The organism is Amycolatopsis sp. SID8362 (assembly GCF_010550475.1).
GTDB classification, from domain to species: domain Bacteria; phylum Actinomycetota; class Actinomycetes; order Mycobacteriales; family Pseudonocardiaceae; genus Amycolatopsis; species Amycolatopsis eburnea.
In genome coordinates this window covers 1-1,216 of record NZ_JAAGNB010000990.1, presented here as the reverse complement: position 1 = coordinate 1,216, position 1,216 = coordinate 1, and the positions used below count along the sequence as shown (strand labels likewise).

Below are 1,216 nucleotides of genomic sequence, written 5' to 3'. Positions count from 1 at the left end.
GGCCGCGCCGTCCCGCCGTGCTGGCGCTCGGGTTCGGCGCCGACGCGCGCGCCGCCGTCGCCACTGCCGGGGCGAGCCTGCGCACGCCGTTCGACCAGAGCCTGCGCCAGTACGCGCGCGAGTGGCGCGACTACGACGACGGGCTGATCCCGGTGCGCGGCAAGGACGCCGACGCGTACTTCCAGTCGGTCAACGTGCTGAAAGCCAGTGAGGACAAGACCTTCCCCGGCGCGGTGGCCGCGTCGCTGGGCAGCCCGTGGGGACAGGCGGTCTCCGCGGGCGACGCGCCCGGCGGCAAGCCGGTGTACTTCGGGTCCTACCGCGAGATCTTCGCCCGCGACCTCTACGAAAGCTTCTCCGGCCTGCTCGCGGCCGGCGACCGCGAAACGGCGCGGGCGAGCGTGCGCTGGCTGTTCACCCGCCAGCAGCAGCCGGACGGCCGGTTCCCGCGCAACTCCATGCTCAACGGCAAGAAGGCACCCGACTCCGGTGGTGACCAGCTCGACGAGAGCGCGTACCCGATCCTGATGGCGCTGCAGGCCGGGCTCGACCGCGACCGCACGCTGTACACCGACCACATCCGCGCGGCCGCGGACTTCGTCGTCGCGCACGGGCCGGCGTTCGGTTCGGAGCGCTGGGAAGAACAGGGCGGGTACTCCCCCTCGACCATCGCCGCGGAGATCGCCGGGCTGGTCGCCGCGGGCGTGATCGCCGACCGCAACGGCGACCCGGCGCGCGCGAACGTCTACCGGGCTACCGCGGACCACTTCCAGCGGAGCATCAAGGGCTGGACCGTGACGTCGAACGGCCCGTACGGCGGCCGGTACTTCCTGCGGCTGACCAAGAACGGCGATCCGAACTCCGAGTGGATCTACAACCTCGGCAACGGCTCGATCGACGCCGACCAGCGCGCGGTCGTCGACGCCGGGTTCCTCGAGCTGCCGCGCCTGGGCGTGCTGCCCGCGGACGACCCGGACGTCGCCGCGTCGCTCGCCGTCGTGGACCGCGTGATCAAGAAGGACACCCCCGCCGGGCCGGGCTGGTACCGCTACGGCACGTCGGCGGCGGGCAGCGAGGACGGCTACGGCGACTGCTACGAGCCGGACCCGACGAACTGCGGCCCGACCGGGGCGCCGTGGCCCTCGACGAACACCGGGTCCGGGCACCTGTGGCCGGTGCTGGCCGGCGAACGCGGCGAGCACGCCGTGCAGACCGG

The 1,216-nt window shown here is 73.4% G+C and carries 1 protein-coding gene; it reads left to right on the top strand.

Going from position 1 to position 1,216, the window contains the following annotated elements; all coding sequences use genetic code 11:
* A partial coding sequence (locus G3I65_RS30960; RefSeq protein ID WP_239071565.1) for a glycoside hydrolase family 15 protein occupies nt 1-1,216 on the top strand: 1,216 nt, incomplete at both ends.